This window comes from Clostridia bacterium (assembly GCA_035561135.1).
In the GTDB taxonomy this organism is placed as follows: domain Bacteria; phylum Acidobacteriota; class Terriglobia; order Terriglobales; family Acidobacteriaceae; genus DATMYA01.
Genome location: DATMYA010000064.1, coordinates 1 through 25,286 on the forward strand (window position 1 = coordinate 1; position 25,286 = coordinate 25,286).

Annotated in this window: 16 protein-coding genes; 4 read left to right on the forward strand and 12 right to left on the reverse strand. The window is 56.5% G+C overall.

Going from position 1 to position 25,286, the window contains the following annotated elements; all coding sequences use genetic code 11:
• On the forward strand, positions 1-2,294 hold a 2,294-nt coding region (locus VN622_13905), incomplete at its 5' end, for an MBG domain-containing protein (protein HWR36951.1).
• Positions 2,295-2,439: 145 nt separating this feature from the next.
• Here the strand turns inward: VN622_13905 and VN622_13910 are convergent.
• From VN622_13910 to VN622_13930, 5 genes are all read right to left on the reverse strand, one after another.
• The gene (locus VN622_13910; protein HWR36952.1) at positions 2,440-3,795 is read right to left on the reverse strand and encodes a nucleotide sugar dehydrogenase; all 1,356 of its coding nucleotides are present in this window, start codon (positions 3,793-3,795) and stop codon (positions 2,440-2,442) included.
• Positions 3,796-3,844: 49 nt separating this feature from the next.
• Positions 3,845-5,461 carry a murein biosynthesis integral membrane protein MurJ gene (gene murJ / locus VN622_13915; GenBank protein ID HWR36953.1) on the reverse strand — a complete coding sequence of 539 codons (1,617 nt, stop codon included), beginning with the start codon at positions 5,459-5,461 and terminating at the stop codon, positions 3,845-3,847.
• 25 nt (positions 5,462-5,486) lie between these two features.
• Complete coding sequence (locus VN622_13920) at positions 5,487-6,584, reverse strand: DegT/DnrJ/EryC1/StrS family aminotransferase (protein ID HWR36954.1); 1,098 nt, start codon at positions 6,582-6,584, stop codon at positions 5,487-5,489.
• Positions 6,585-6,647: 63 nt separating this feature from the next.
• Entirely contained in the window at positions 6,648-7,817 is a 1,170-nt protein-coding gene (locus tag VN622_13925; GenBank protein ID HWR36955.1) for a GNAT family N-acetyltransferase, read from the reverse strand.
• 81 nt (positions 7,818-7,898) lie between these two features.
• The gene (locus VN622_13930; GenBank protein HWR36956.1) at positions 7,899-9,722 is read right to left on the reverse strand and encodes a GNAT family N-acetyltransferase; all 1,824 of its coding nucleotides are present in this window, start codon (positions 9,720-9,722) and stop codon (positions 7,899-7,901) included.
• A 427-nt stretch (positions 9,723-10,149) separates the two neighbouring features.
• On the opposite strand from VN622_13930, the gene VN622_13935 reads away from it, so the two are divergent.
• Positions 10,150-10,770, forward strand: a complete 621-nt coding sequence (locus VN622_13935) for a GDSL-type esterase/lipase family protein (protein HWR36957.1) — start codon at positions 10,150-10,152, stop codon at positions 10,768-10,770.
• Between the two features lie 15 nt (positions 10,771-10,785).
• Here the strand turns inward: VN622_13935 and VN622_13940 are convergent, their stop codons facing one another.
• The 3 genes from VN622_13940 to VN622_13950 all read right to left on the reverse strand — a co-directional run bounded on the left by VN622_13940 (position 10,786) and on the right by VN622_13950 (position 14,681).
• Positions 10,786-12,258 (reverse strand): carboxypeptidase regulatory-like domain-containing protein, encoded by a 1,473-nt coding sequence (locus VN622_13940; protein HWR36958.1) that lies wholly within the window; start codon positions 12,256-12,258, stop codon positions 10,786-10,788.
• A 264-nt stretch (positions 12,259-12,522) separates the two neighbouring features.
• Positions 12,523-13,539 (reverse strand): glycosyltransferase, encoded by a 1,017-nt coding sequence (locus VN622_13945; protein HWR36959.1) that lies wholly within the window; start codon positions 13,537-13,539, stop codon positions 12,523-12,525.
• Between the two features lie 134 nt (positions 13,540-13,673).
• Positions 13,674-14,681, reverse strand: a complete 1,008-nt coding sequence (locus VN622_13950; GenBank protein ID HWR36960.1) for a GDP-mannose 4,6-dehydratase — start codon at positions 14,679-14,681, stop codon at positions 13,674-13,676.
• A 158-nt stretch (positions 14,682-14,839) separates the two neighbouring features.
• On the opposite strand from VN622_13950, the gene VN622_13955 reads away from it, so the two are divergent.
• Positions 14,840-16,516: a hypothetical protein gene (locus tag VN622_13955; protein HWR36961.1), complete on the forward strand. Its 1,677-nt coding sequence runs from the start codon at positions 14,840-14,842 to the stop codon at positions 16,514-16,516.
• Positions 16,517-16,655: 139 nt separating this feature from the next.
• Here VN622_13955 and VN622_13960 read toward each other — a convergent pair whose 3' ends face one another.
• On the reverse strand, positions 16,656-18,425 hold the full coding sequence (locus VN622_13960; GenBank protein HWR36962.1) for a hypothetical protein: 1,770 nt from the start codon (positions 18,423-18,425) through the stop codon (positions 16,656-16,658).
• 491 nt (positions 18,426-18,916) lie between these two features.
• Here VN622_13960 and VN622_13965 point away from each other — a divergent pair, with 491 nt between their 5' ends.
• Positions 18,917-21,277, forward strand: a complete 2,361-nt coding sequence (locus tag VN622_13965; protein ID HWR36963.1) for a DNRLRE domain-containing protein — start codon at positions 18,917-18,919, stop codon at positions 21,275-21,277.
• Positions 21,278-21,377: 100 nt separating this feature from the next.
• On the opposite strand, the gene VN622_13970 is transcribed toward VN622_13965, so the two are convergent.
• The 3 genes from VN622_13970 to VN622_13980 all read right to left on the reverse strand — a co-directional run bounded on the left by VN622_13970 (position 21,378) and on the right by VN622_13980 (position 25,279).
• Positions 21,378-22,319 carry a polysaccharide deacetylase family protein gene (locus VN622_13970; GenBank protein ID HWR36964.1) on the reverse strand — a complete coding sequence of 314 codons (942 nt, stop codon included), beginning with the start codon at positions 22,317-22,319 and terminating at the stop codon, positions 21,378-21,380.
• Positions 22,320-22,417: 98 nt separating this feature from the next.
• Complete coding sequence (locus VN622_13975; GenBank protein HWR36965.1) at positions 22,418-24,013, reverse strand: O-antigen ligase family protein; 1,596 nt, start codon at positions 24,011-24,013, stop codon at positions 22,418-22,420.
• 108 nt (positions 24,014-24,121) lie between these two features.
• Entirely contained in the window at positions 24,122-25,279 is a 1,158-nt protein-coding gene (locus VN622_13980) for a hypothetical protein (GenBank protein ID HWR36966.1), read from the reverse strand.
• Positions 25,280-25,286: the final 7 nt, after the last annotated feature.

The window sequence follows — 25,286 nt, forward strand, 5'->3', positions numbered from 1 at the left end:
GCAACATCAGCGATAGCAGCTTCACCCCGGACGAACACGACTTCCAGGTGCGATTCTTCGTTGTCGCAACGGGCTCGCAATCCCAGGCGCAGACGAGTTTCACGGATGGAAATGTCACGCTGGCCGTTAGCGGTGTCGGACCGGGAACGACTACGAACTTCCAATTCACCGGGTATTCCGACGCAAATTGCGTAACGGTTGCCAATGGGCAGTCATGGCCAAAATCTCAATCCATAACCGGCAACAACTCCGCCAACATGGGACTTGGCAATTCCAACTCGGTGAAGGTCACCATTCCGTCCGATCCCGCTGGCTTTGCATTCAGCAATTGGTCCGGGGTCGGAAGCGGAACGGCACGTACATCGAATTGTGTGCAGGTTCCAGGCGGAGGCGGCCAGAACACAGTAACCATCACTGCGAATTTCACCGCAACTCAGGCCAGCCAAACCATCAACTTTGGCCCGCTGTCGGCCAAGAGCTACGGAGACGCAGACTTCCAGGTGACGGCGACTGCATCGAGCGGATTGCCTGTCTCATTTGCTGTTGGCGTGTCGGACCAATGTACGATCTCCGGAAGCACAGTTCATATCACCGCAGCAGGATCTTGCATTGTCACAGCGACGCAAGCAGGAAATAGCAGCTTCCTTCCAGCAACGCCTGTTGCACAAGCATTCTCCATCTCTAAAGCGACGCTGACGGTCACGCCGGCGAACGCCAGTCGAGAGTATGGCGACGCGAACCCGGCGTTCACGGGCGCGATTGTCGGGATCAAGAACGGCGACGCGATCACGGCGAGCTACGCGAGTGCCGCAACGGCAGCGAGTTCGGTTGGCACGTATCCGATTACGGCGACGCTGAGCGACCCGGACAGCAAGCTGGGCAACTACAACGTCACGCTGAACGAAGGCACTCTGAACGTCACCGCAGCGACGCTGACCATCACGCCAGCGAACGCCAGCCGAGAGTATGGCGATGCGAACTCGGCATTCACGGGCGCGATTGTCGGGATCAAGAACGGCGACGCGATCACCGCGAGCTACGCTTCGCTGGCAACAGCAGCCAGCGAGGTTGGCACGTACCCGATTACGGCGACGCTGAGCGATCCGGACAGCAAGCTGAGCAACTACAACGTCACTTTGAACGAAGGCACGCTGACCGTCACGAAGGCAGCGCTGACGGTGACGCCAGCGAACGCCAGCCGCGAATACGGCGACGCGAACCCGGCATTCACGGGGACGGTTGTCGGGATCAAGAACGGCGATGCGATCACCGCGAGCTACGCTTCGCTGGCAACGGCAACGAGTTCGGTTGGCACGTACCCAATTACGGCGACGCTGAGCGACCCGGACAGCAAGCTGGGCAACTACAACGTCACGCTGAACGAAGGCACTCTGACCGTCACGAAAGCGACTCTGACGGTCACACCAGCGAACGCCAGCCGCGAATACGGCGACGCGAACCCGGCGTTTACGGGCGCGATTGCCGGCATCAAGAACGGCGACACAATCACGGCGAGCTATGCTTCGCTGGCAACAGCAGCCAGCGCGGTTGGCACGTATCCGATTACGGCGACGCTGAGCGATCCGGACAGCAAGCTGGGCAACTACAACGTCACGCTGAACGAAGGCACGCTGACCGTCACGAAGGCGGCGCTGACGGTGAAGGCGAATGATGTCACGATCGTTCTGCACGCGGCAATGCCTACACTCACCGGCACGATCACTGGGATCAAGAACAACGATCCGATCTCGGCGACATACGCGACTAGCGGCACGCAGAATGCGGTTGGCACATTCACCATTACGCCGTCGGTTGTGGACCCGAATAATCTGATCGGAAACTACAACGTGAGTATCGTTGCCGGCACCTTCAAGGTGACGTATCTCATTGGTGGCATGTGCGCCGGCGACATGGGTCACCAGGTGCTAAATCCAATCAATGCAGTCCTAAAGGATGATGTGCTCCACCAAAGCGTCTTCAAGCGCGGAAGCACGGTCCCAACGAAGTTCCGCGTTTGCGACGCGAATGGATTATCCATCGGACCGAGCGCCGTGAACGGGGCGAACATCGTAACGTCCTACGGAGTCTCGGGGGTGCTTTGGACAGCGGATGGCATCCCTGAAGGCGTGCTTGACTCAACGACTCCCGACACGAACTTCCGTTGGGATTCCACTTCCCAGCAGTGGATCTTCAACACGAGCACGAAAGGTGGTGCGTGGCAGTCGCAAACGTACTACTTCCGAATCGCGCTGAACGATGGAAGCTTTATCGATTTCCACTATGCGCTGAAGTAAGAGGAGTTGGCTGACTTGAGCGCGGGAGGTTACCTGTCGCGCTCTTCTAATTGCGGGTCACATCGGTTGTGATGACAACCCCTGGCTTTTTGGACAAAAAAAGCGCGGCTACTAGCCGCGCTTTCTGTCTGCCGATGCTTCCGTTTCAGCAGCGGATGATGTTGCCTGATGCAATTCCCCGCGTCGCATTGCGAGTGTCCACCACGAGTTGGGTGTGGTTCGCGATTTCCGCGTAGTCGTAATCGCTGTGGTCCGTTGCGATCACGACACAGTCGTACTGTTCGAGATTGTCGAGCGGCGTGGAGCGCATCTGTAGATCGTACTTCCTCCCTTTGCCTACAAACGGGAAGTATGGGTCGTTGTAGCGAACCTCCGCGCCCTCCTTCTGGAGCAGTTCGATAATGACGAGCGAGGGTGACTCGCGCAGGTCGTCAATGTCCTTCTTGTAGGCGATGCCGAGCACCAGGATTCGCGCACCGTTCAACGCCTTTCGGCGGCTGTTAAGCGCCGCAGTGACGGAACGGACAACGTGGTACGGCATGTCGGTATTCACTTCGCCGGCAAGTTCGATGAACCGCGTGTGGAAGTCAAACTCCTTTGCCTTCCAGGATAAGTAGTAGGGGTCAACCGGAATGCAGTGGCCGCCCAGGCCGGGGCCGGGATAGAAAGGATGAAAGCCAAAAGGTTTTGTTTTCGCGGCCTCGATCACTTCCCAGATGTCGATTCCCATGCGCAGGCAGAGCAGCTTGAGTTCATTGACCATCGCGATGTTTACGCAACGGTAAATGTTCTCGAGCAACTTCGTCATTTCAGCCGCTGCTGGCGACGAAACCGGCACGACTCGGTTGAAGATCGCTGAGTACATAGCCTTCGCCATCTGCGTTGCAATCGGTCCAACGCCACCGATGACTTTCGGAATGTCGCGTCGCGCAACCGTGTCGTTGCCGGGGTCTTCGCGCTCGGGCGAGAAGGCGACAAAGAAGCCGCAGTCATCGGCAGCATTGCGCGCGACCCTCAACCCGTTGCGATTGCCACTTTCAAGCAGCGGGACGACGACTTCGTCCGTTGTCCCCGGGTAGGTTGTACTTTCAAGAACGATGAGTTGACCTGCGCGGACATAAGGGGCGATCGCTTTCACCGTGGATTCGATGTAGGTCATGTCGGGTTCACGGTACTCATTTAGCGGAGTAGGAACGCAGATAATCACCGCGTCCATCTCGGCCACTTGCGCGTAATCCGCGCAAGCAGTGAACCCGCACTTCTGCGCAGCCTGGATTTCGGTGGGCGGAATACGGACGATGTATGACCCACCGTTGCTCAAGGCGCTGACCTTTTTCGCATCGATGTCAAAACCGGTGATGGCGAACCGCTCCTCGCTGTACAGCAAGGCGAGCGGCAGTCCGACATAGCCAAGTCCGATAATGCCGAGCTTGGCAGAACGATCCTGGATTCTTGTTTCGAACGTCTCCAGTGCTGATACAGGCGAAGGCTTCGGTAGCATGCGGCTCCTGTCAGTAACACGAACGATATGTTTCCCAAGTATGCGAGGGTTACGACGACACCCGCCGAAGCATTTTGCGGATGTCCACGAACAGCGTTGATTTCATAACGACGAGCAAGGCCACGGCGGAGATCGCCCATGCGATGGAAGTGAACGCGAGCGACTTCACGTCGTCCAGTCGGCTTCCGTGCGGCGGGACGAGGAGTGCCACAGTTGTTCCGACGACCCCGCTACCAACGGCGGCTACTGCCACTTTTGCGATTTCGATCCGATTCACAGCAAGGAGAGGAACCATCTTCCGTCTATTCAGCAAGGTTGCAAGCGTCGCGGCGTACAGAAACATCGCGAAATTCGAGGCAAGCGGCAGTCCAACGATGCCCATTTTCTGGAACATAAAGCCGTAAATTGGGAACGAGGCTGCCGCTATCGCTGTCCCTACTAACATCGGAGTAAGCGTATCTCCTGCCGCGTAGAACGCCCTGGCATAGAATCCCTGCACCGACCAGAACACCAATGCGAATGAGAAACACGCCAGCAGCACAGCTGTCTTCTGCGAGTCGGCGAATTGGAAGTGTCCTCGCACGAGCCGAAAGATCAAGTCGACGCAGGGAAGCGCCGCGCAGAACAACCATGAACCTGCCAAAAGCGAAAACATCGCAGCGCGACTTACGACTGTATTTACGACTTCGCCGAATTCTTTACGTTTTGTTTCGTTAAACAACTTCGCGAAGAGCGGCAGATATGCTTGGCCAGCCGCCTGTCCGATCACCGCCGCCGGGACGACGAACATGCGCTTAGCGTAATTAATCCTTGTGATATCGCCTGCTCCGCCGGAAGCGAAGTGACGCGTGAACGGATCGTCAAAGACGACGAGTGATGCCCCGATCATCAGGGGGATCGTGAGCTTGAGCCATTCGATGAAAGCAGGGTTGCGGAACTGGAAGGAGGGCCTGAACGATACTCCCGCCCGCCGCGCTCCGATCACGTTCAGCAGGATTGCGCCGCTGAACGCCCCGATTACCGCCCCATAGGCCAATCCCGAAATACCGTAGCGCCCTGAGAGCAGGACGCCTCCAGCGATGATGCCCAGATTGAAGACGACGGGCACGAGCGCCGGATATAGAAATCTGCGGCGCACTTGCAGCGTGGCGGAAACGATTCCACCAACAATGAAGAACGCCTGCACCGGCAGGAGAATGCGCGTGAGCCGAACACACAACTCTAGCTGGTCGGGTGTGAAGCGTGGGCAGAGCACGCGGATGATCGGGTGCGCGAAGACTGCCGCAATCACGATCAGAATTGTCACGATGACCGAGACAATCGTGACGATGGCAGAGAACGCCCCTTGAGCTTCGTGCTCGCGCTTCTCAGCCTTATATCGAGTCAATATCGAAATCAGGGCGATACTCGCTGTGCTTCCAGCAAGCAGGTAGTTGACCAAATCCGGCAGCGTAAATGCCGCGACAAAAGCGTCCGTCGTCGCGCCCGCTCCGAACGCCCAAGCGACATAAGCATCCCGCACGGCGCCGAGAACCCGGGACACAATCACCGAACCCGCTAGCAGGATGGTTGCGGAAAGCGAGCTATGTTCGTGCGTTGGGCGAAGTAGCCGAAGCGCGCTGGATGCTACAACTGAACCTTTTCCTATGGTGACGTGCGAAGCCAACAAATATCTCCGGGTAGTTGTGCAGCTATGCGGCAACCGCTCCGCGCGTTATCTCACAAACTTGATCGGCAATCCGATCCATGTCCCTCAGCGTGAGATCTTGATGACAAGGCAGCTCGACGATTGTTTTCCTTAAATCGTCGGTCTCCGGGAACATGCCAGCAGGAATGCTCGTTGGCTGGTTCGACCAGAAGTTCACTGGTTCAATATTCCGAGCCGCGAGCATTGGCAGAATCTCCTCCTTGTTTGAAACGCAGAGCGGATAGAAAAGCGGGCACGTGCCTTGCGGCAGGTTTGGAAAAATCGGGAGCGATACCTCTTGCAGGCGATCGCGCAAACGCGCGTAATTCTCGCGGCGGCGCGCTACGATCGCCTGCATATCCAGAGAACGGATAATCCAGCCGCACAGCGCACTCATGCCGAGGTCTGCGTCGGCTGGGTCAAAATGTGGCGACGCAACCGCTCGCACTCCAATCGACTCGCGTTTCGCAACGCCGGTGCTGCGGAGCTTGTCGATCATCTTCACGACGTTCTCACTTCCGTGCGCCTTGAAGTACCGCGACAGCGAGGACAAGCTATACGCAACGGTCGATGCGATAGACGGTGAGCGCGTTCGAGAGGATGTCGCCGAGCTTTCAGTTGGGTAGTAGAGAGCCCCTCCGTGGGGCAGCGGCAAAGTCTTGTACAAGCAAAAGATAGCTGCGTCGCCGAAAGAGCCAAGCGGACGACTTCCTTTGCAGGAGAGCAAAGCCAGCGCGCAATCCTCAATCAGCAGAATTCCTCGTTTGCGGCACAACTCCTGGACCTCTTCGACAGCGCCCGGGAATCCGAGGTAGTGAATGAGATATACGGCACGAGTACGACCGCTGATGCGCGACGCTATGCTTTCAACATCGACGCGCATGCCGGAGCGAACCGGGTAGTATTTGGGCTGAACGCCCGCCGCAATGAGGGCCTCAAGTTCCACGCCATGGCAGTAGGAGGGGAACAGCACTTCCTCTCCGCCGAGCCGCCATTCTGTCGCAAGGGCGTGGACAGCATTTCTGCCCAGGTAGTAGTAGCGGGTGCTCGTGTCGCCGAAAGGGAAGACAGGCGGTCGCCGCGCTCCGCGAGGACGAAGCATGTAAGGCTGAAGCGCCTGTCTACTATTGATAAATGCGGTGTTGTTCATTGGCGATGACCGGCTTTAGCTCTTGATCCGCTTCATCAGCGGTATCACCCGCTCCGCAACCCACGGCAGTTCGAGGAATTTCCGTGCCTCCCACATGGCGTGGAATCTTGCGAAGTGCAACATGCTCCCATGGAGCCCTGGCCGGTAAATGAAGCACCGCGAATGTGGACGCACAGTGTCAGCCCATTCTGCTTTCCACGGCATCATTGGTCCGAGGAAATCAAATTCTGAAAATCCAATCTTGGCGATATCAGCCAGGATGAAGCCCACAATCGTGTGACCAGGCCCCAAGTCTGCGACTGCTTCGTCGTAGGCTATCTTCGGGCAGTAGTAACGATTCCGGTGACTGAGGCCGAAGTGGGCTGCAATTGGGTTCCCGTCCAACTCAAGGAAATACAGCGACAAATAGCCGAAGCGCGCTGCCGCCTTTGCAGCTTCAACATAAAATTGTTTTGTTCGTGCATTGCAGCCGATTGCGCTCTGTTCTTTGCCTTTCCATCCGCGCTGCTCAAGCTCAAAAAAAGCCTCCAAATCGGCAGGGCCGGCGTGCTCGACTTTGCGAAGCGTCAGCGACCCAGTGTTCTCAGCCTTGCGTATTCTTCGCCGCAGGTTTTGTCGGAAGTGCGCGTGCCGGGCCAGGCTGGAAGGGTCATCTACTGTTCGACAATCGAACTGAATGTAGGGAGTGAGATTCGACGGCCATTGCCCAGTCAGGTAGCCATCCTGGCGTGCCAATGAGAGCAGTTGCTCTGCTCCGCCAGCGCGCGGCACCCGCGGAAGTTCGATGGAATCCCAATCAGTACGGTCTTTGAGCGCCGACCAGATCGACGCGACGGCAGCACTGCCTTCGGACCCCGCGCCACGGATTAAATCAAAGCGGCAGGAATGGATATTCGCGGCGCCTACCAGCGTCCTGAAACGAAAAGGGCCTTTGCCGACATGTTGCGCAATGAGAGGAAGTACCGCTTTCAGTTTTCCGTCCACCCTGGCTTCGAGGAGCAAAACGCGCTGGGGCGGCACGAACGCGCGGAGATATGCCGCAATCCACTCCGGACGATAGAACGGTTCATCATTCGGCCCTTCGGTGCAAAGGCCGCGCCACTCATCGGCGATTTCTTCCAGTCGCTCATGGCCGCCGAACCAGGCATCCACGCTAACGTTCTGCCGCAGAGTACTGCCCAACATGCTCACTCGTTCGCTCACTGGTTTGTAATCACCAACGGTTTAGGGAAACCCAAAGGAACGGCTGTTACTGAGGCCATCGACTTAATTGCGCGTGCTGTCCTGAAGCCGGCCCAGGATTCTGGTTCGAGTACACCAGCGCTCCAGCACTAGCCCGGCGCTATTCACATTCTGTTGGGATGAGAGCAGCGCTCCTTGCAAAACAACCTGCAAGCCATAGCCAAGCGACGTGGCCTCTCTGGACAAAGCACCGAACAACTCGCGAATGTGGAAGGTCTGGCCGGACGAAGACCAAACGTCGTAAAGCACAATCGCAGGCTTGTCCAACGACACTCGGCAGATCGGATCTTCTTCCGGGGCAGTAATCTCAAATGCCTGCTTTGCTGCCCATGCGATCAGGGTGACATGGGGGCTTGGGTGGTAGATGTACGCCGCATGTCCGCGCCGGAGCCTGTCGGCAAAATGGCGTAACCGTCCTCCCAGTTCGCGGTGTTCAAGGGAGACGGTCGCGAGTTCTCCAAGCGATGCAGGTGACAGAACAAGAGGCGGATGTGCTGAGTCACACTGGGGCGTCTGCTCCGCAAAGGTAAATATTGCGACCTCTTCTTTTGAGTACAAATACTTCGCAATCGAGCGCACAGAAGAGCGGAGCATTTCTGCCCAATTTGCCGACGTGATATCGCCGTTCATTGCCGCAGCAACATGCTGAATCCGATGAAGAAGTCCGGGCGTTCGGCGAGAGGCATACGTCTGTTGCTTGCCTTGCTCCTTGATCCACCTGAGAGTGTCAATCGCTCGTCGTCTCAGATACGGGAAAGACAAATGACCGGATTGTTTGTTCAAGTAGACAGCAACATTCTCCTTGGTGTGATTCGAGAACCGGCGCTTGTAGTCTTCGCCTCCGATCCCGAAGTCGAACTCACAAATATCGCTCTCCTCCGCGTACTCCAGCAGTTTGCCCAGCAACACCTCTCCGGGTGAGTAGACCATCTCATCGACGTTGAAGACCGATGTGTACCGAATGAAGCTGTGGTTGTATTGGAATCCGAAGTGGTAAGCCAGCGGCCGCCCATCCAGTTGCAGCAATGAAAATCGCAAGGGGCCAGCGGGGTCGAACTCTTCTGTGATGTTCTGGTAGAACTCTCGCGCACTCTCCTCCAGGAATCGACTCCTTTGTCCAAGCAGCGCGCGCCGCTCGATATGCTGGCGGAAGAAGATTGGCAGATGGTGTCGGATTTCTTCGCGCGTTTCCAGGTGTCGAAACTCGAGGCGGCCGAGGCGTTCGAGCCGGTGCTGCTGGCGCCTGATGTCTTTTTTCTGAGCCAGCTTCCGCAAAGCTCCCTTGTCGTTTTCGGTGATAAGAATCGTTGGGCAGGGGAATCTAAAGACGACCTGTAGATGGCTTCGAAGCTGGCTCGGCAGCTTGTTGACCGCACGCGCCAGCCGGGAGCTTGCTGGCACATTCTCCAGTTCGCATGTATCCCAGGTGTCGCGTGTTCGCAAGAGCGCTATGAAGGTTTGTTCAACGACATCGGCAGCCGCAGATTCTTCGCAGATCACGTCGTTGTAGTCACCTCGGGGTAACTGCAGGATTCGACCGCTTGCAACCATTGGCAGGATGCCAGCTACGCACCCTCGCTGATCGCGAACAATTGGGATCTGAAGCGTGAGGTTGGAGCCATATGCGTGCCAAAAAGCCCGAAACCAACCAAAGGTCTGGAATATGGAATTGGAGGCCTCGGCGGCGACCAGCCGTGCCCAGTCGGACGAGATGCTTTCCAGCTCGTCAAAGCTTGTTACAAATTCGCAATGGAATGCGGAACTGATACGGTCACGCGGCCCAACGCTGGCGAACACGGTCGCCGGGGGGGAATTCGTGGAGCACGGCACATCTCTTCGCGTTGACATAGGGAAACAGATGATCCCTTGGGGCATCTTCCTCATATTAGTTAGAAGCCGGAAAAGATTACGGGCTTGTTAAAGTTTCAGTCTTCGACTCCGGATTAGGGTTTTCGTTTGTACTCTGAGTTGACTGCGGAGCTGACTTCGCTCTTGAGCTTCCCAAAGGTAATTGCTTTGTGGACGGTCCCGCACTTTCCAGCCTTTCCCGGCACAGCGGCCTTAAAGCGCACTGGATTTCAAAACTAAGGGGCGAGCGAACTCGCGATGAGCGAGTGAGCGAGCCGCCCTTCTCACGGCAACGTCAAGCTTCAGAGAGGATTCGGAGCCGGGCGGCAACTTAGCGACGCAAGTTCAACATCAGAGTTGGGCAGAGTTGGTTTCCGGGACTAGGTTCACGATTGAACGAACTTTGTCCCGCCAAGGGGGTGCCAGCGTGCGTGGAGCAAAGTTTTGCGTCGCGATATTGTTGATCCTGGAATTGTTTGCTCTCGGTTGTGGTGGTGGGAGTGGTAACTCAACCCGCTCTCAACCAGTTGAGGTCGTATTCATAGGCAGTTCTCAGACTGTTGACTGGCAACTGCCGCAAAGCTTTCCCGGAAAGAACTACGTCAAAAAGGGCCGGCTCAGTGATGCGTCGGCCGATATGCTGGCGCGGTTCCAAACTGACGTTGTAGGCCTTAAGCCCCGTGTGGTCGTGATCTGGGCTGGCGAAAACGATATCGATCGACAACTCCCGCTCGCCCAGCTTCAAGCGAACATTGACGCGATGCGTCAACAGGCGGCAACGGCCAACATTGGAGTTGTATTCGGTACGGTCCCGCCGAAAACCGGAACCGATGCGAATCAGAACCCAGCAATCGTTGAGTTCAACGATTGGCTTCGGTCATACGTGGCCAGCAACAAGGTTCAACTGGCGGATTTCTACGCGCTGCTAGTTGACTCTGCTGGCATGATCAAGCCGGAGTTTGCAAACGGCACAGAGCACCTGACACCGGCCGCTTACGAGGTAATAACGCCGATCGCCGCAGCCGCCATTGCAGCGGCTATGCAATAGCCTTAGGTGTCATAGTTATTGCAGGTTGAAGTTGACGGCGGAGTTGGTGTCGGTGGTCACGGTCGCCGACTGCTGCAGCGTTGTATACCCGGTTTTCGATACTGTTACCGCGTAGCTGCCAATAGACATCTGGCCAGACGAATACACTCCCGACGCGTTCGTGGTGACGCTCTTCGAGAATGGAACTATGCCGCCAGAGAATTGGACGGTAGCGCCTGAGATCGCAACGCCGGAAGAATTCGTCACTTTTCCGGAGATAGTTCCCATGTTCGGTTTCATAAACCAGTCGAGGCGCGCCGTGTATCCGGCATCGATTCCAACCGTTTGCGACTGGCTCTGCCAATTCAACTTCGAACCATTCACTGTATAGTTCCCAGCCGCAACGTTGCTCAATGCGTACTTGCCCGACGAGTTCGTCGAGACAGACCTGAACTGCGCCTGGACGCTTACGGCGGTAAGAGTGCTGCAGTCGATTGTGCTGCCAACCTTATCTACGCGGGACTTGCCGTCCACACCGCCTGTCGCAACAGCAATGGCCGGTGCGTGATAGTACATGGTGAACTGATTCGCCGAATCCGTCATGTATGCATCCAGGTACGGCGAATAGGTCTTGACATCGATCTGGTTCAGCAACGGCTTGAAAGTCAGGATGCGCAGGTATCCATTCCCGCCGTTCTCGCCGGATTGGTAATCGGATAAAACCTCGTTCACCAGATTGCCCGCTTCGCCCAGATCGCTGCGCCGTCCTGTATAGGAAATGTGTCCGCTCAGCACCAGGAAAATATTCGAGTACTTGCGAAACAACTTGTTCCACATTGCCTCACCGTCATTGCCGTAGGTCGTGTAAACCCCGTCGTCACACTTGTCCACGCGCGTGCTGTCCTTGTATGTGAAGCTGTGGGTGATGACGATCACTTCCTTACCGGCGTTTGCGCTTAGGATCTGGTCGGCCCAGGCAAGCACGGCATCTCGCGGATAGAACTCAAGCGCCAGGATTAGATAGCTCGTCTCGTTGACGTTCACCTCTCCGTAGAAGTTCTCGTTACTTCCAGCATAGTTGCCTCGATACCAACTGTAACCGGCGTAGCGAGAAGGTCCAAAATAGGTGTTGAAGTTAGTAACCTTGCGTGTGGTCGCCGAAACGGACTGGTAATCACGATTTCCAATCGGCAGGAAATACGGAATCTTTCCTTCAATCAGCTTGACCGCCGCATCGGCGTTCTGCCATTGCGTAAGGTCGGAGCCTTTGTCCACGATGTCGCCAAGGCCGAGCACGAACTTGATGTTCAGAGCGTCAATGTTGTCGGCAATCCACTGAGTCTGGCTCGTGAAAATCTGCGGGTAGCTGGCGGAATAGAACTGCGTATCCGGCAGCGCAATCACCGTGAACTCACCAGAGTTCGTCTGTGCCATTCCGGGGACAGCGAACAGCAGCATAAAAACCGCAACAACCATGACTTGAAGCGCGCACAGTTTGCGATTCAACATGACAGCCTCGCGACAGGCGTCCTCAGTGCAAGCAAGTTGCGACACCTGTGATCTTTCGATTGTTTCAAAATTCGGAGCCGCGACGGAACTGCGCGCCGTCCTCTTCGGACAGCTTACTTAGTGAGTTGCGCGATGGAATCGTTTGGATTGTTAGTAACTGGAAATAGTCCCTGAAATAATCCAGAGTTGCGTCTGTCGAGAGCTGGATGCATTCCGAGTGTCTTTGCCATTTGTGAGCTGTTGGCTGGCCGAATATGCCCTCCATCAATGACTGTAGACGTTCTCGTAAACCGTCCGGACGCGCTGGGCAATGCGATCAACTGCGCAGTCTCCAAGATTCTCGCGTCCATTGGATCGAGTTCCGCAAGCGAGTACCTCGGCGATACCTCTGCCGATCGCAGCGGGGTTCCTCTCAACGATGCGCGACGGCGATACTCCCCACAGGCGTTCTCGTACGTCGCCAACGTCCACGCTGACGACGGGCAGATTGCACGCAAGCGCTTCCTGCACGACAGTCGGCGAACCTTCGAAAAGGCTCGCGAGCACCAGGCAATCAGCGGCTGCGAAGTAGAGCGGTGCCTTTTCAGGGGAGACGTTGCCCTCCATCACTTCAAGTCGCACGCGAGGCATTGTCTGCCGCACGTACTCAATTGCCTCGCGCACAACCGGAAGTCCCTTAAATTCCGGCTTGTTGCTCGCGTTGAACAGCACGACGGGCACGTCTTGCTCCCAACCGAGCCGATGACGAGCCTCAAGCCTTGGCGATGGGCAGAATTCCTGCGGGTCAACCCCAGTTGGAACGATCCTGGCATCCCGGCGCAGCCATAAGCGCGATCTTAACTGCGAGCTGGCGCAGATCACATCCGTCGCAGCCAATGCCGCAAGTTGTGAAAGCAGGTGCGTGAAGCGCCAGTGCAGGGAACTGACCGCCGTTGGAACCGGGTTTAGATCGCTTCCCCAGAAGGTGATGATGAGCGGAGTTCGAGTTGCCAGCGCGCAGAAAAAAGCGTTCACAGAGCCGAAGTGGGCGTGGACCAGGTCGGGCCTGTACTCCCGCAACTCGCGCCTGAACCTCAGGAATTCCTTGAACAGAATCCGAGGGGAGGTGCGCGAACTCAGGTAGAACATCCGGATGTCTAGCCCGGTCCTGGCAATTGCATTGACCTGCCGCCGGGCGAAGATCATCCAAACGCTGTCCTCCTTTGCGGGGATTACGGCGAGCACTCGCGGCCTTACAGGCGCGGTTCCGGCATTGGTTTGTCCACAAGGTGCGCTTGCCATCCTTATCTCCTGAGTGATGCCTTAACCACGAACCATGAACCTCGCGCCTACGCAGCGGCACACGTATCTGGCCGCTCATCGTCTGCCAAGGCGGGCGACGATGAGCGGCGGAGTTTAGGTGAGAAGCAGAGTGGCTACGCGGCGCTGACTTGCTGAACCGCCTCGGGCGCAGCGACACGAGCCGCATTGCGCTCGTGCTCGATTACGCGCGTCAGAATGGCGTCCAGCTTCATGCTGGGCTTCCAGCCAATCGCCTGATTGATTTTGCTGATGTCCGGGACACGGCGGCGCATGTCCTCGAAGCCCTCTGTGTAAGCGTCTTCATAGGGCACCAGCACAATGCGCGAATCGGAGTTTGTGATCGTCTTCACGCGCTCCGCCAACTCGAGTATGGTCACCTCGTCGGAGCTCCCGATATTGAAGACGTCGCCCAGCAAGCGCCTGTTTTCCGCCAGTCCGATCAGCGCCTGGACTGCTTCGCCTACATATGTGAAGCAACGGCTCTGCCGCCCATCGCCGAAGACCGTGATGTCTTCACCTGCCAGCGCCTGGCGGACAAAGTTCGGTATCACCATCCCGTAACGCCCCGTTTGTCGCGGACCCACCGTGTTGAACAAGCGCGCAATCACCGTCGGAACGTGCTTCTCTCTCCAGTAGGCCACGGCCAGGAATTCGTCTATGGCCTTCGAGCAGGCATAGCTCCAGCGCGCGGTTGTCGTGGCGCCCATCACGGTGTCGTCGGATTCGCGATAAGGCAGCCGCTCCGCTTTTCCGTACACCTCGGATGTCGAAGTGATTAGCACCCGTTTCTGTTTCTTCGCCGCGAGTTCGAGTACGACCTCGGTTCCGCGAACATTCGTTTCGATCGTGCGCACAGGGCTTTCAACGATCAACCGTACGCCGACCGCAGCCGCGAGGTGGTACACGATGTCACACCGGTCCACCAGTTCTGCCATGAGCTGCTTGTTGGTGATCGACTCAATTTCGTAAAAAAAGCCACGTTCGTTCTTCAAATGTTCGATGTTGTTGATCGAACCTGTCGAGAGATCGTCGATTGCATACACGCTATGTCCGCGTTGCAAGCACGCCTCTGCCAGATGCGAGCCGATGAACCCACAACCGCCAGTGATCAGAATGTTCACGTCTGTTATCCCCCTAAAGTTTGTGAGTGCAAGTTGTTGAGCGAAGTCGTTAGGCGCCGTTCGTGCTGTCCCGGTTCGCGGCATCGCGTCTGAATGAATATTGCGCATCAAACAAAATGCGGGTAAGCGACACCGGCCGTTGATTGGCAGGAGCGAACATGGGAACGCAGCTTCATTTCGACAAAGCTTTCGTAGAGATTGTTGCCTTCGCGTGCCTGGCTCTTGGGTTGATGGTCCAGCCAGCACATGCAGCCGATTACTACATATCCCCCGACGGCAAACCGGGCGGCACCGGAACAATCGACAGTCCATGGGACATCGTCACGGGACTGCGGAAGACTGGGACCGTCAAGAGCGGAGATACGGTCTGGTTACGCGGAGGCACGTACGGTACAGGCGGCCCCCTGGTCTACTCATGCACGCTGAGCGGCGGGCCGTCGGCACCGGTGGTTATCAGGGAGCAACGCGGCGAGCACGCCAAAGTGAACGGGACTATCAATGTTTCCGGAAGTTACATCTGGTTGTGGGGATTCGAACTCACCAACTCCAGTCCCCAACGTACCGTGGTCAATATCGATAATGAGCGGCCACGCGGCATCCTCATTGCGGCCGCAAGCGTTGGCGTGAAGGTCATCAACATGGTCATTCACGATGTCGGACGCGCCGGTATTGCCGGCGGTGGGAACAACTTCGAGATCTACGGCAGCCTTTTCTGGGGCAACGGAATTTACGATGGCAAGGTCGGCCCGCGTGGAGATGCCACTTACCTGAACCTGTGGCACCGCTCTCCTGACGCCGGCGCAACCAACGTTGTTCGCGACAACATAGCATTTCGCAATTTCTATTCCGGCTTCAAGGTCTACACCGAATGGCCGGACGTTTATATCGATGGATACGAACTCGAAGGCAATGTCTCGTTTGACAATGGCGCGCGCGCGAATGGTTCCCATGAGCATGGCAATTTCATTGTCAATTCCGCCATTGGGGGCACTCCAATCAAGCGGCTCAAGGTAATCGGCAATTACACGTACCGGACGCCCGAGAGCACGAACCCATACAACTCCGAGTTCGGGTGTACGCCCGGAAGCGGCATTCAGTGTGAAGATGCCGCAATCCGCGACAACTACTTCGTCGCAGGCACGACGAACGTCGGCGCTTTCAAGGTGCAAAACTGGAAGCACGTCGAGACCGTGGACAATACCGCGGTTGCGAATGGGAACGGCGCGCTGGCCGAGTGGGTCCAAGAGTTCAAGCCCGCTTTCGTCCAATGGAACAACAATCATTATTACGGCGGCTCCGGAACGCCGTTCACTACAGCTACATCTCAGCCAGACAAACTCTCGCAGTGGGCTTTCGCCCTTCCAGTTAAGTCCAAAGGCAAGGGCCCGGCACCGCGCCGTTTGGATTTCGCAAAATGGAAGAAGGAGGCATCTGCTGATGCAAGCGGCGTCTACGACTCGAACCGGCCAACGGGAATAAAAACTGTCGTGAGGAAGAACCTTTACGAGCCAGGAGACCGCGCAAACATCATCATCTTTAACTGGGATAAGAAGAAGTCCGTGACAGTGGACCTGACCGCGGCTGGGTTAGCGCAGGGTTCCTCGTTCGAGATTCTCGATGCACAAAATTATTTCGGATCACCCGTGGCGACCGGCGTTTTCAGGTCCAGTTCGCCGACCGTAATGTTGCCGATGAACTTAACGGCTGTATCGGAGCTTGTAGGGAACGTCGATCATCTGACGAACAAGCATACCGGGCCTGAGTTCGCGGTTTTCATTCTTCGGAAGCGTGCCAGCTCTCCGCCCCACGCACCGGTGCGGCGCAAAGGTGGTTAGTACGGCAGGGATCCTTCGACTGCGCGGCGCGACTGCGTCGCTGCGCTCAGGGAGACAACAAGCACGTGACTGTACGATTCCGCCGCTGCGCAATCAATTACGCGGCTGCGCTACTCCGTGCTGCTCCATGCACAATCAATCATGAAGCCCGCGCCTGATGCTGTTCGCGGTCGAAGACGTGAGTGCGCGAGCCGTACTTTCCATTCCTGATCAGTTTGTCCAAGAGCGCCACCGTCCACCAATTCGCATACTGAGTTTTGTTGGCGGAAGCCAGCATCCTGCGAACCGCCGCCCCACCCATTAACGAGCCCTCTCCGAGGAGTTCAAGTTCATGCACGTATGAGAGTGCCTGCTCCGGTGTAGGAGATCGCCCAAATTCGCCGCGTAATACGAAGGGCTTCAGGCTGCGTCGAAAATTGTGCGGCGTGAGCAGGTACCTCTTCAAGCGATACGCATACGGCAACAGTGGAGACGATGGAGGTATCCCTGTGCTCGCGTCAGGTATGCGGGACCCGCTTGGAGACAACTTGATTTGGAACAGTCGATACATCTTGTTGTCCCGCTTGAAGCGATCCGGGATTCTCGTTCCACACCGATAGAAAGGATAGGAGTAGAACGGACTTGTCTGCCACATGTAGAAACGGGCGCGATCTTCGCCTTCGAAACCCCAGCGGCGTCCGCGTTCGAAGATCGCGAAATGTGCCCCTTTCTGATTGAAATCGCTCTCCGGGTACTTCGAAACAACGTTGCGTAGCTCGTCGGTCAGCGTCCCCGGCCCCAAGCCCATTACGTCCTCGGCAACGGTGATGGGGAGAATACTGCGCTCTCCGATAATCTCCTCCACCAGCCGATCCATCGACTGCACCGTCGTCCTCAGGCCCTTCAGAGATATGATCTGTGGCCCACCGTCCCCTGTCAGGTAAGCCGCCCGGCGTCCCCAGCGCGATACTACTTCCTCCATGAATGGCAGGTTATAGGCCATCGAAACGTAATTCAGGCCGTCTGTGAGCGATACCAGGCGCTCTTCATCCTCAGGGCGAACCGGCCGGATTCTGACGAACTCGCAAGGCATCTCAAGGATTTTGGCGATTTGCATCGCCAACTGCGCGTCCTTCTCGCCTCGGCCTTCGGCGTTGACATACGTTACTGCGACACAGCGCCTGGTGGATCTTGCCAGGGCAGTAGCTATTATTCTGGAGTCCCAGCCTCCGCTGAGCGAGATCACATTCGTTGTAACGTCCGGATGACGAGCGCGGTCGGCTGTCGTACTGACGATCGTCTCGACGAGTTCAGATGCATACTGATCCGGCGTTTTCGAAGCGGTCTCTTTGTCTTCGAGATTGAAATCGATGAGTGTGGAGACAGAAGTCTTCAGCCGATGCCCGTCTACGGAAGAGAGCAGCAACATCGCACTGGGCGCTGCGCTTACGTCCGCGAAGTGAGTTCGCCGGCCCAACGGATATCCGGCCCAGAGAAATTGCGCGCATCCTATGCGGTCGAATTCCCACTCGCGCAGGAACGACAGGATGAACTTGCACTCTCTTGCCACGATGAGACTTGTCTCGTCGAAGTGATAATAGACGGGCAGCCGTCCCAGCGGGTCGGTCAGAATCGCTATCTCCTGCGTGTTCCGGTCGGCGATGACGACGACATACTCGCCGTCGTGCTCGATGATCCAGTTCCGCACGAACTCGCTTCGACCCGTAGCCTTGAACACCCTATCCGCAAGCAGCTTCAAATCGGATTCCAGCGCCGCAGCGCGGACGTTGTAGATGCGACCCTCTAGGTAGATGTCCTGAGTGCCGGACGTGAATACCTGTACGGGGTACTCCGGATAGGCTACGTGTCCGATGATGCATCCGGCTCTGGCAATGTCGATTCTCGCGCTGTAATCGGGCGCATGAAGCATTGTGGTCTGTGCTTCGTCAAACCTTTGGCGAAGAGCTTGCGATTCGGCAAGAGGAGTAGAACAACACGTTAAACCGGGCATTCTGAGTCACCTGCGGAGAATTTACTGAGGGTTTTTAACTTAGCGAACAACACGGGAAAGAACGTAGATACGATGACCATGCGTACGATACTTACTAGGAATTTTCGCTGGAACCGCTCTCGGCTAACCGAAAGCTTCCATTACTGAGTAAGTGCCTATCCCCACCTTCAACTTACCATTGCCCCAATGTTTTGTTGCACATACGAAGTATTCCGTCTCTAGGTGTTTCTAATCAGTCAAGCACAGCCGTTTCCCCAATAGTTCTCATCCCTGAGCGCAACTAGAGTCACTCCTGGATAACACCACGTCATGGATTCCCCACGGCGCAATTGCATTTACCAGGAGCCAACATGGGAGCTGTTTCAACTTTTCGGAAAACTTGTTCAAAAATCATTGCTACTGCGTGTTTTGTGGCGCTCGGACTTCTTGTCGCCCACCCCGCTCAAGCAACCGACTACTACATAGCCCCGAACGGCAGCTCGGGCGGCACCGGCTCGATCAATAGTCCGTGGGACATCACGTCTGGACTGCAGAAGACCGCGGTCGTAAAACCAGGTGACACGATCTGGCTTCGTGGCGGAACCTACGGCAGCGGCGGATCGCTTGTTTACAACATCAGCGTCAAGGGCAGCGGACCATCCGCACCCGTCACCATCCGGCAGTATCGCGGAGAGCGCGCAACGGTAAACGGAGCTCTCAGGGTGAACGGAAGCTACACCCGGTTGTGGGGCTTCGAAGTTACTAACAAGAGCACGAAGCGGGCCGTCTCCAACATCGATACCGAACGCCCTCGCGGCATATTGATTGGAACGTCCACCTACGGCGTGAAGATCATCAATATGATTGTTCACGATGTCGGACGCGCCGGCATAGCCGGTGGCGCCAACAATTTCGAGATTTATGGTTCGCTAATGTGGGGCAACGGAATCTACGACAGTAGTGTCGACCAGCGCGGCGACGCGATGTACCTGAACCTCTGGAAGCGCGTCCCGGATGCCAATGCAGTCAACTATGTGCGCGATAACATCGGTTTTCGCAATTTCTATGCTGGCATGAAGGTCTATACGGAATGGTCAGATTCGTACATTGATGGCTACGACATAGAAGGCAATATCTCGTTCGACAATGGCGCGCGTGTGAGCGGCGTACACGAGCACGGCAATTTCATTGTGAATTCTTCAGTTGTAGGCAAGCCGATTAAGCGGCTCAAGTTCATCAACAATTTCACATACCGCACTCCCAGCAGCACCAATCCCTATAACGCCGAGTTCGGATGCGTTCAGAACAGCGGCATCCAGTGTGAAGACGCGGTTATCCGTGACAACTACTTCGTGTCAGGCTCAACTGCTGTTGGCGCCTTCAAGGTGCAGAACTGGAAAAATCTCCAGGTCTCGGGCAACACCAGCGTTGGCAATGGAAGCGGGAGCGTCACGCAGTGGATCAGACAATTCACGCCTAACTCTGTCCAGTGGGACAACAACAAGTATTACCGCGGTAATAGCGCGCCATTCAAATTCATCAATTCTTCCACGCACTCGTACTCCTTCGCCAGCTGGAGGTCCGCAACGTCTGTCGATGCAGCCGGTTCATACAGTGCCAGCCGTCCGACTGGAGTGAAAGCTGTCGTAAGGAAAAACATTTATGAGCCAGGTGAGCGCGCCAACATCGTCGTTTACAACTGGGATCTGAAGAGCTCCGTGAGCGTGAACCTGGCGGATGCCGGTCTGGCCGAAGGCACCGCGTTCGAAATCATGGATGCCCAGAATTACTATGGAGCACCAATTGCGAAGGGCGTCTACTACGATGCTTCGCCAAACGTGACTTTGCCGATGAATCTGACGACAGTCTCTCAGCTGGTTGGGACTGTGACCCATTTGACCAACACACACACAGCTCCTGAGTTTGGCGCTTTCATTCTCCGGAAGACTGCTGGTGGCACGAGCGAGCCTTCGGTTCCGGATTCGACGCCCCCGACCACCAGCATCACCTCCCCCACTAACGGGGCAACGGTCTCGGGAACAGTCACTGTTACGGCGACTGCCAGTGACAACCAGGGAGTCACCCGGTTGGAATATTTCGCCGACGGTTCCTCGACGCCGTTTGCGACTCGAACCTCTGCGGGCAGCATGACCTGGAATACGTCAGGCGTGAGCAGCGGGACGCATACGCTTCAAACGAAAGCTTACGATGCCGCAGGGAACGTCGGTGTCTCGGCCCCCATCAGCGTGACCGTGTCGGGAACATCGACGGGAACGTCGCCGACGACAAAGACTTTCACGCTTACTCCGGTTGCGGATACATATGTTCGCAACGGCTCATATGCAAACACCAGTTACGGGACTCGCTCATCAGCCTTGTACGCCCGCAACACCACTGAAAGCAGCAATGACCGGGATATCTATCTCCGGTTCAACCTGAGCTCCGTTAATAGCGTCAACTCGGCCAAATTCAGAATCTATGCCCAGACCGGCGCAACTGCCACGATCACTACCGCAGCTTATGCAGTAGCGAGCACAAGCTGGTCTGAAAGCGGAACTACCTGGAATAACAGACCTGGTCGCGGTTCCAGGCTCGGCAGCGTCACCGTCTCGGGCACAGCCTATCGTTGGTACGAGATCGACCTGACGAACTATCTCAAGACGCAAAAGGCGGCAGGCATGAGCCTCGTCAGCATTGCCGTGGATCAGCCCTCGTCAGCCTCTACGTACACAAAGTTCTATTCCAGGGAGAGCAGTACAAACAAGCCACAACTCGTAATCCAAGGCAGTTGAAGCTAGTCCAGAAGAGCGCTCATTAGCTCTGATTCCGGGCCCAAGCTGGCGTGACTGGCTTGGGCCGGTTTTTTTTGGCGACAGCTCCTGCGGAGCTGAATCAAGCCGCAAAAAAGCGTGGCGCGTATCGATGGCGCAATGCGTCTAAATGCGCGAAAGCAGGCAACAATCGCAGCCGAAAGATCGGCATAGATGTTCTCGGCGTAATGTTCGTACGGCGCAACCGCAGGGGGTCGGCAGACGCAAGATCGTTGTGGCCGTCCATGGTGGTGAATCCCAGGACGAAACCCTCTTCTCGAAGGATTCGCACTGCGTGATCATCGTGCCTGCCGGCAGGATAGGCAAATACGGGAGTAACCCTTCCAATCTCTCGCTGCAAGTCTTTCAGGGAGCCAGCAGCTTCCTCTCGAGTCCGCTCGGCGGAAATCCTGGTCATGATCGGGTGCGTTCGGGTGTGAGCACCGAGCGTGACACCTTCATTCGCCAAGCGACGCAATTCGGGCCAACTCAGAACCAGCGGAGCACGAGCGTGGAATTCGCCGAGGCTTTGGCTGAGCTGTGCGACTACCTGCATTGCTTCCTCGTTAGGCATGTCTTCAATGCAATGCAGAATCGTGATGTAGGCTCTGTATCTTTCAAGCTGTGATCGGAATCGAAATTCACGGCCCGCAACCTGCGTTTCGGTTTTAGGCGTCAGCATGATTGAGGCCTTGATCCGATCCCACCAGAACACTCGGCTCGAATCGCCGGGATAGGCAGTCGGGACGAATAGCGTGACGGGAAGTCCGTATGTCTTCAGTATCGGCCACGCCACTTCGCCGAAGTCGCGGTAAGCATCGTCAAACGTGAGCAGAACAGCGCGATCGGGAAGCTCAACGCCCGTCTGCGCCGCGTTCAATACGTCGTCCATCGAAACGACGTTGTAGTTTTCAGCCAGGTAACGCACTTGCTCCCGGAACGCTGCCGGAGGTGCGCTCACATTGGTCACGATTGACAGGCTGTTTGAATCGACAATGCGATGGTAAGTCAGAACACGCAGCAAGTTTCACCCCGCGAACAACACTCGAAATATCCGATTCCTTCAAATACAGAACAGAACGTTTCACCCACTCGAGGTGCGCAGTCACCCTGCGGAGCTTGCTATTGCCGCCCTCCTCGAAACGAAGTGGCGGGCTGGGGCTGAATCCCTCGCGGTCGCCGAAGTGTGAGAATACGCGGCTCCGCAAAAGGCATCTCCTCGGCAATGACCCGGATCGCCACACTGCTGAGCGCCAGTTGAAGCCAGAAGTATCGCTCGTACGCAAGATGTATGAACATTCCTGAAAGCAGATACGCTCCGATGGCAAGCAGGAAGCAAGTTGCCAGGTCTGACATTTCCGTATCGGTCGGAGCTCGCAGCTTGGCGAGCCTGCGCAGTTGCATCGCGATAAGGATGATGATGGCCATGAACAAGCCGAGTCCGAGAATGCCGCTCTCAGCCGCCATATTGAGGTATAGGTTGTGACTCGGATAGTCCCTCACCTGCCGATAGCCGAGCTGATTGACGGCGTGCGTTGCGTAATAGTCTGCATAAATGCCGCGTCCCACACCTAGCAAAGGATGGTCCAGGAAAACATTCCAACTCGCGATATTTCCGGCCAGGCGGCTTGCAGAGGACTCGTCGGCTGTCGGCCTACCCTCTGATTTCACAAGGCTGTCAAGGTGTCCCAATGAACTCAGCCGCGCGACGTAGTCAGGTTCCTGGATTACAACGTACGCAGACGCAATCAGGATAAGAACGGTGATGTGGGACCACTTCACCAGCCGTGCCGTCCCCATCCCAAACATGAGCAGGACCAGGGCGATGAACGCGCCCCGTGAGAATGTCAGCACGATCCCGCCGAAAATCAAGCCACCGCCGAGAAGCGCGAATATCCGCTGCATGCGTGTGACTCCGTGCCGGAAGAAGAATGCCGCGAACGGCACCACGACAAGCAGGACCTGCGCATATCGATTCTGTTCTCCGATCGGACCTGCTGCGCGTGTTCGCGTGACAACCTGGTCTCCGCTCGAATTGGTAACGAAGACGCCGCCTCTCTGTGCCATCCCCCAGTACGTATTGTCTTGGGTGCCGCTGGCTTCCTGGAAGACAGACAAGCCACCCATCAGGCTCGCAGCAATCACCAGCGTCCACATCGCCCGGCGCAGCGTTTGGCCGTCGCGTACTACGTTGATTACGAGGAAGTACAGTATTAGCCCTTCACTGACGAAGCGGAAAATCTTCCATAGCGAGAGCATGGGGTCACGGCAGAACACTGCCGAGAGCATCAGTGAGCAGAGGAAAAACCAGATCAGCGCGAGCGTACGATCAAACACCAACTGCTGGCGGCGCACCCACACGTACTGATAGACCGGCACAACCAGAGCAAGCCCAACCGACGCCAGCAATGCGGCGCGCATCCCAGCGTCCACGTTCGCCATGCCGCCGTTATCGAGGCCGCCGACATAGACCGGCGCTCCGCCAGTGGCCACGAATCGCATTACCGCGACAGCCACATTGGAATATATCGCGAACAGGATGAGAGCCGTTCCCCACTCTGGTTGTCGCAGCATCAAGCCTACGACTCCCGCCAGAACGATTGCAGCGAGCGCCAATAGCAAACTTCGCTGCAGCACAATCGCCCCCGCTATGCCGACGAAAGTGAATAGAAGCAGAGGAGCCGCGAATGTTTTGAGTGCTTCCGTGGTTGATTTCACTTCTGTTTATCTCCCGCTGAAAAGCCGGGCATGGCGCACGAACTCTCTGCCCGCAGCCGCGGATCTGTTTCGACTAGCGACCTCGCTCGCCAGTTGATTTTTGTCTTCCTAATAGGCGGAATACGACTTGACCGTGCTTGATGCCAGGCAGGGGATCATGGCGCGATACAACTCATCAAACCGTACCGGGTATGGATGCTTAACCGTGTACGCTTCCTTGCCCGCGAGCGCACGACACAACAAGTCATGTTCGAGTTCGTGTGCATTCTCCAGAAACTCGTTTCTCTTTTCAGGAAACGCGAACTTGAATTCCAGGTATGCCGACATCAGCACGAGTTGTTCGTAGCGGACTGACGAAGACATTCGCCTCGCGATCGCAACAGGGTCTGCCGGCTCCACCTCGATGTGCTGAGACTCGTGGCTGACCATAAAGAAGAGCTTTCGCGGTTCGGCTGAGAATGGGCCAGTTTGCTCGCCGAAGATGACTTGTGCGGGTAAGACGACATTAAGCTGCCGCTTCAACGCGGGCATCGCGTTGTGCAGCGCTGTCCACGGGAATCTCCGCTGCAGCGCATGTGACGACAGCCACTCAAGGGAATGGATTGCTCGAAAAAGCCAGCGATCCTCTCGAGAAACGCGCTCCAGCAGATGGGGGAGATTTTGAAGATGCCACTCCCAAAGTCGTATGTTCTCAGGCACCCCGTAAACGTTGCGGCCGTCGCTGCTTAACAGGATCCATTCGTCGCCAACGTAGCGTGCGCCGTGGTTGCTGAATGAAAGTAGCGCTTCCGTCTTCCCGCCTTTTGACCACCCGGTTACGATCACTCCGGTTCCATCGTGAACGAATGCCGACCCATGCAGCGGGACGAAGCCTTTGCTGAGGGCCGTCATGGTGACAATGCCGATCAGCATCGGCACAGGGCCAAGTCCTCGCTGGCACAGAATCTTGCAGCGCCCGCCAATCTGGCTGAAATCGATGCGGACTCGCGTCGCCCGCCTGCCGCTGCGCAGGATGAAGAAACCATCTGGCGTGTAGCCGCTGCCCTGATATGTCACATGGCAGAGATCCTTGATTGGAATTTCATCCACGTAACGGATGACAATGTCGGGTTCGCGATCGAGCGCCGAGGTTTGGAGTGGGCCGATCTGCCGCGTGACAGCGCTCACGTCCTGCGGCAGTGCGTCGATGAGGCGCAGACACACGATGCCGTGAACATCGAAATCCACTTGCGATGTGGTTACTTGGCTGCTGAACCGGCTTACCATTCGATGT